A 6773-nucleotide genomic window follows, 5' to 3' on the forward strand; every position below is an offset into this window, starting at 1 on the left:
ATGCAATTAAGTAAAAGTACAAGTTCAGAAAAAGAAAAGAAATTAGGTTTAGGCGTTATATTTAAATCTAAGATGGCAGCAATATTAATAGCAACAGCAGCAATATGGGTTTTATTCACGTTTTTAACAGATGGAAATTTTTTGACAACAAGAAATTTATCAAATTTATTTAGACAAATGTCAATTACTGGTGTACTGGCAATAGGTATGGTTTTTGTAATCATTTTAGGTGAAATAGATCTTTCGGCAGGATCAACTTTAGGTTTACTTGGAGGAATTGCAGCAATATTAAATGTTTGGTTTGGTTTTTCAGCTATCCCAACAGTGGTAATAACATTAATACTTGGAGTTATTATGGGAGCTTGGAATGGATATTGGATAGCATTTAGAAATGTTCCATCATTTATAGTTACTTTAGCAAGTATGCTTGTTTTTAGAGGTGTATTAATAGGAATTACAGGTGGTAATACTGTTGCACCATTAACAGCAGATTTCAAAGCTATAGGACAAGCGTATTTACCAACAGTTGTAGGTTATATATTAGTAGTGCTAGCAATTGTAGGTTCAGCATATTTAATATTAGGAAATAGAAAGAATAAGATTAAATATAATATTGAAGTTAGACCAATGGCTTTAGATGTACTTACAATAGTAGGAATTGGAGTTATATCATTAGTTCTAGTGTTAATTCTTAATGACTATCAAGGATTTCCTATACCAGTTTTCATTATGTTACTTTTAGCTTTAATATTAGCATTTGTAGGAACAAAGACTATATTTGGTAGAAGAATATATGGAATTGGTGGAAATAGAGATGCAGCAAGATTATCTGGTATAAACGTAAAAAAACATATTATTGTTATATATTCAGTACTTGGATTACTTTGCGCAGTTGCTGGAATATTACTTACATCAAGATTAAATGCAGGATCAGTTTCAGCTGGCCAAAATGCAGAAATGGATGCAATTGCATCATGTGTTATTGGAGGAGCAAGTTTAGCAGGTGGTAGTGGTACAGTTGCTGGAGCATTAGTTGGTGCACTTGTAATGGCTAGTATAGATAACGGTATGAGTATGATGAATACTCCAACATTCTGGCAATACATCGTTAAAGGGTTAATATTACTAATAGCAGTATGGATGGATATATCATCTAAAAACAAGAAATAATTCTTTGAAAATGATTATATATTCTTAATTAAAACTTTATATAAATTAGTGACGACAAATCATTTGAATAACAGCAGGCTATAATTAATATTGTCTGCTGTTATCTGTATATATGGTATATTAATTCTATATTTTGTTTAACATAAAAAGGTATGAAAAGGACATAATTATAATGAATTATTTTATTAAAAAATAACATAAAAATGTACTCAGAAAACTATTGACTATATAAAAAAAAGAAAGTATTATAAGCTTATAAAATAACATTTAAAAAGTTATTTCAAAATATATTTTTAGTAGTGAATATCAAAAGAATAAGTACTTTGACTTACTTTAATAATTATTTTGATTAAAGCTTGTTATACAAAATAAAATTCAGAATATTCATTAAAATCAAACAAATTTGATTTATATATAAGGGCTAGTTATTGCTAACGTTGGCTTTTATAAATAGATAAATGGCTTAATAAGTTATTACGCTATTTACTAGAAATAATTTATATTCAATATAGAAAAATGAGGAGGGTATCATATGAGAGAATACTTTGAAAATGTTTCGAAAATAAATTACGAGGGGGCAAATTCTAAAAATCCATATTCATTTAAATATTATAATCCAGACGAAATTATTGGGGATAAAGCAATGAAAGAACATCTAAGATTTGCCTTATCTTATTGGCACACATTAACAGCTACAGGAGCAGATCCATTTGGTGTTGGGACTATGATTCGTCCATGGGATAGCGAAACAAATGAAATGGATTTAGCTAAAGCAAGAATGGAAGCAGCATTTGAATTAATGGATAAGCTAAACATAGAATATTTCTGCTTCCATGATAGAGATATAGCACCAGAAGGAAAAACATTACAAGAAACTAATAAAAATTTAGATGAGATAGTTGCGTTGTGTAAAAGTTTAATGAAAAAGTATAATAAAAAACTTTTATGGGGAACAGCTAACTGTTTTACTAATCCAAGGTATGTTCATGGTGCAGGTACTAGCTGTAATGCGGATGTATTTGCTTATGCAGCAGCACAAATTAAAAAAGCAATTGAAATAACAAAAGAGCTAGATGGAGAAAACTATGTTTTTTGGGGTGGACGTGAAGGATATGAAACTCTATTAAATACAGATATGGGATTAGAATTAGACAACTTTGCTAGATTACTTCAAATGGCTGTTGATTATGCAAAAGAAATAGGATTTACAGGACAATTTTTAATAGAGCCAAAGCCAAAGGAACCAACAAAGCACCAATATGATTTTGATGCAGCAACAGTTTTAGGATTCCTTAAAAATTATAACCTTGATAAGTATTTTAAAGTTAACATTGAAGCAAATCATGCTACTTTGGCACAACACACATTCCAACATGAACTTCATTTTGCAAGAATCAATAAATTCTTAGGCAGCATAGATGCTAATCAAGGAGATCCATTACTTGGATGGGATACAGATCAGTTCCCAACAAATATATATGATGCTACATTAGCTATGTATGAAATCCTTAAAAATGGAGGGCTTGCACCAGGTGGTGTTAACTTTGATTCTAAAGTTAGAAGGGCATCATTTGAGAAAGAAGATTTATTCCTAGCTTATATAGCAGGAATGGATACATTTGCTAAAGGATTGAGAGTTGCTTATAAACTTTTAGAAAATGGTGATTTAGAAGACTTTATAAAGGAAAAATATTCAAGCTTTACAGAGGGAATCGGTAAAGAAATTGTTGAAGGAAAAGTTGGCTTTAAAGAATTAGAAGCATATGCGTTAAACAATAACCCTATAATAAATAAATCTGGAAGACAAGAGCTGTTAGAATCTATAGTTAATCAATATATATTTGAGGATCATAAATAAATAATATGTAATCTAGATTTATTCATTTCACCAAAATAAGAAGCATGCTTTTATTCCGACTTGTATGGGATTTTATTGATAATTCTAAGATTAGAAGTTGTACCCAAAGGCTAGCCTTAAAGGTGAGATCTAAGTAAATACATTTGAAAAAACTTCTAACTTGTAAATTTATAGTTAAAAGGACTTCTTGTAATATTTTTCAGTATTATTATTGCAAGAAGTTCCTTTTTATTTAGGACTCTATTTTGGTAGATATTTTATAATAAGTGCAACATTCTAAATACAGAAAATAACTAGTAAAATAAAAAATGAAAATGTATTCAAAAAACTATTGACCGCAAAGAAAAAGGGAAGTATAATAAACTTATTAAAATACATTTAAAAAGTTATTTAAAAAATTAAGTAAAAAGTTTGTAATTATGTTAATTTAGAAAAGATATATAACTTAGGAGGTTTATTAATGAGATATTTATTAGGATTGGATATTGGAACATCAGGAACAAAGACAGCTCTTTTTGATGAAAATGGAACTACAATAAAAACTGCAACTTATGGATATGATTTATTCCAACCACAGGTAGGATGGGCAGAGCAAGATCCAGAAGATTGGTGGCAGGCATGTGTAAAGGGAATAAAAGATGTTATTGAAAAAAGTGGTGTACAAGCTTCTGATATTAAAGGTATTGGATTAAGTGGGCAAATGCATGGGCTTGTTATGGTAGATAAAGATCTTAATGTAATTAGAAATTCTATAATCTGGTGCGATCAAAGAACAGAAAAAGAATGTGATTACATGACAGAAGTAATCGGAAAAGAAAGACTAATTAAAATCACTGGTAATCCTGCATTAACTGGATTTACTCTTTCAAAATTATTGTGGGTTAGAAATAATGAACCAGAAAACTATAATAAAATTTACAAAATACTTCTTCCAAAAGATTATATTAGACTTAAATTGACTAATGTTTTTGCAACAGAAGTTTCAGATGCTAGTGGTATGCAAATGTTAGATATAAATACTAGAAACTGGAGCGAAGAATTACTTAATGAGTTAAATATAGATAAAAACATATTAGCAGATGTTTATGAATCAGTAGTTGTTAGTGGAAAAGTTACAGAGGAAGTTGCAAAATTAACAAACTTAGCAGTAGATACAACAGTTGTTGGTGGTGCTGGAGACCAAGCAGCAGGAGCAATAGGAAATGGAATAGTAAGAGAAGGAATAATATCAACAACAATAGGTACTTCAGGAGTAGTATTTGCGGCAACTGATACACCTAGATTTGATAAAGAAGGAAGAGTTCATACTTTGTGTCATGCAGTACCAGGTAAGTGGCATATAATGGGTGTTACTCAAGGAGCTGGTCTATCATTGAACTGGTTTAAAAGAACATTCTGCGCTAAAGAAGTTGAAGAAAGCGAGAAATTAGGAAGAGATATCTATGATTTATTAACTGAAAAAGCAGCAAAATCAAAACCTGGTTCTAATGGAATTGTTTACTTACCATATCTTATGGGAGAAAGAACACCTCATATAGACCCTAATGTAAAAGGTGCATTTTTAGGAGTATCACTAATAAATAACCATGATGATTTTGTACGTAGTATATTAGAAGGTGTTAGCTTTAGTTTGAAAAACTGCCTTGATTTAATCGAAGACATGAATGTAAACATTGATGAAATAAGAGTAAGTGGCGGTGGAGCAGAAAGTGCTGTATGGAGACAAATATTAGCTGATATTTTCCAATATTCATTAACTACAGTTAAAGCATCTGAAGGTGGTGCACTTGGAGTTGCAATACTAGCAGGGGTTGGAGCAGGAATCTATGATTCTGTAGAAGATGCTTGTGATAGAATCGTAAAAGGAAATAAGAAAGTTTCTCCAAATGAAGAATTAAAAGAAGTATACTCTAAAGTATATGAAACATATAATTCAGCTTATCCAAGAATAAAAGATATTTAAATTATATTAAAGATAGAAATCCATTATCTTAGTTAATTATTAGTTAATTAATTATATAATTAATTAAGTGTGTGTAGTAGTATCGAATTTTAGCAAAAAAATCATATAGTTTTTTAAATACTTTAACAAAAATAATAATAGTGATATTATTTAAGAAAAAGCTACTATTACTGATAATAGTCGAGAGGAGTATTTTAAAGTTTGATAGAAGTAAATCACAGTAAAATAAAAGAAACTAACAGAAAAAAGATAATAGCATTATTATTAAAGAAAAATGAGATCACCAAATTAGATATATCTAGGATATTAGATATAAGTATAACAACAGTTTCTACAAATATTACAGAATTGAAAAGCGAAGGTATTGTAGAAGATGTAAGGTCTTTGGAATCTACAGGAGGAAGAAAAGCAATTGCTATTAAGTTGAATGAAAACTGTAGATATTCAATTGGAGTCGCACTAACACCGAATCACATAAAGATATCATTAGTAAATATAAAGAAAAAAGTTATTGAAAGTATGCGAGTTAGACATAATAGTGATGGAATAGAGAACATAATAAATTTACTTAATGAAAATATAGATTTGTTAATGAAGAAATATAATTTATGCTCTGCAAATTTATTAGGAATAGGGATTTCATTACCTGGAACCGTAGATTTTAAAGAAGGCATAATAAAGTATTCATATTTGTTAGGCGCCAAAGATTTCAATTTAAAGGAAAAGTTCGAATACTTAGACATTCCAGTATATGTAGATAATGAAGCAAATTTATCTGCTTACTACGAGTTTTTAAATAAAAGGGATATACTAAGAAATCTATTATATGTATCAATAACAGAAGGTTTAGGCCTTGGTATAATAATAAATGGAAAAATTTACAGAGGTGACAATAACTCATCAGGAGAATTAGGTCATACTAAGATAGCAATTGACGGAAAAAAATGTAAGTGTGGAGCTAGAGGCTGTTTAGAAGCATACACATCTATGAATTCTCTGATTGATAGTTATAATGAAGCTAATAGTTCAAATATTAGTGATATTGATGAATTTGAAGAAAGATATAATAAAAATGACAAAGATGCTCATGATGTATTAAATGATTATTTAAAAACATTGTCTTTAGGTCTATCGAATTTGGTTATGATATTTGATCCTAGCAGCATAGTAATAGGTGGAGATATAAATAATTTACTTAATGATAAGATAGATATGCTGAAAAAAGAGGTTTATAAAGATAATTTATTTACAAATGAAAATAATTGCAGTATAAGTATTGCAAGTTTTAAAGAATCTTATCTACTAGGAGCTGCTATGATGCCTATAGAAGAATTCTTAGAAATTAAATAATGGAGTGGTGAAAGCTGCTCTATTAATTTAAAAACTTATTAAATAAATTTTTAAAATATATTTTTAAAGTTATGTAAGCATAGCTATATTAAGGGGAGTCTTAATCTTTGATTGGAACTCCAGATTAAGACAAGCCTTTTATATAAAACTAAATATCTATTTATTTCATATTAGATTTATGTTCTTGATTTTTGATTGGAACTCCGAATTAAGAGCAAATTTCTTATGTGTTATTAAATAAATATTTACATAAAGGTGAGTCTTAAGTAAGAAATTAAAATTTCTTATTTGAGATAACCTTATATATTAAATGATTTTTAATTAAACAAAGAGGAGATGTTAATAAAATGAGATTTTTCTTAGACACAGCAAATGTGGAACACATTAAAGAAGCAAATGAAATGGGAGTAATATGTGGTGTAACAACAAATC

Annotated in this window: 4 protein-coding genes and 1 pseudogene; all 5 read left to right on the forward strand. The window is 28.9% G+C overall.

All coding sequences use genetic code 11. The features are described 5' to 3' along the window. Positions 1 to 1170 carry a sugar ABC transporter permease gene (locus tag L1S46_RS10300; protein WP_012058598.1) on the forward strand — a complete coding sequence of 390 codons (1170 nt, stop codon included), beginning with the start codon at positions 1 to 3 and terminating at the stop codon, positions 1168 to 1170. A 532-nt stretch (positions 1171 to 1702) separates the two neighbouring features. Next, positions 1703 to 3028 carry a xylose isomerase gene (xylA, locus tag L1S46_RS10305; RefSeq protein ID WP_012058599.1) on the forward strand — a complete coding sequence of 442 codons (1326 nt, stop codon included), beginning with the start codon at positions 1703 to 1705 and terminating at the stop codon, positions 3026 to 3028. 460 nt (positions 3029 to 3488) lie between these two features. Continuing rightward, positions 3489 to 4991 carry a xylulokinase gene (gene xylB / locus L1S46_RS10310; protein ID WP_238899900.1) on the forward strand — a complete coding sequence of 501 codons (1503 nt, stop codon included), beginning with the start codon at positions 3489 to 3491 and terminating at the stop codon, positions 4989 to 4991. Positions 4992 to 5192: 201 nt separating this feature from the next. Continuing rightward, positions 5193 to 6341, forward strand: coding sequence for an ROK family transcriptional regulator (locus L1S46_RS10315; RefSeq protein ID WP_077306702.1), 1149 nt, complete (start codon positions 5193 to 5195; stop codon positions 6339 to 6341). 347 nt (positions 6342 to 6688) lie between these two features. Beyond that, a pseudogene (locus tag L1S46_RS10320) lies at positions 6689 to 6773 on the forward strand (fructose-6-phosphate aldolase); the annotation flags it as partial.

It is taken from the genome of Clostridium sp. YIM B02500, from assembly GCF_022324665.1.
In the GTDB taxonomy this organism is placed as follows: domain Bacteria; phylum Bacillota; class Clostridia; order Clostridiales; family Clostridiaceae; genus Clostridium; species Clostridium beijerinckii.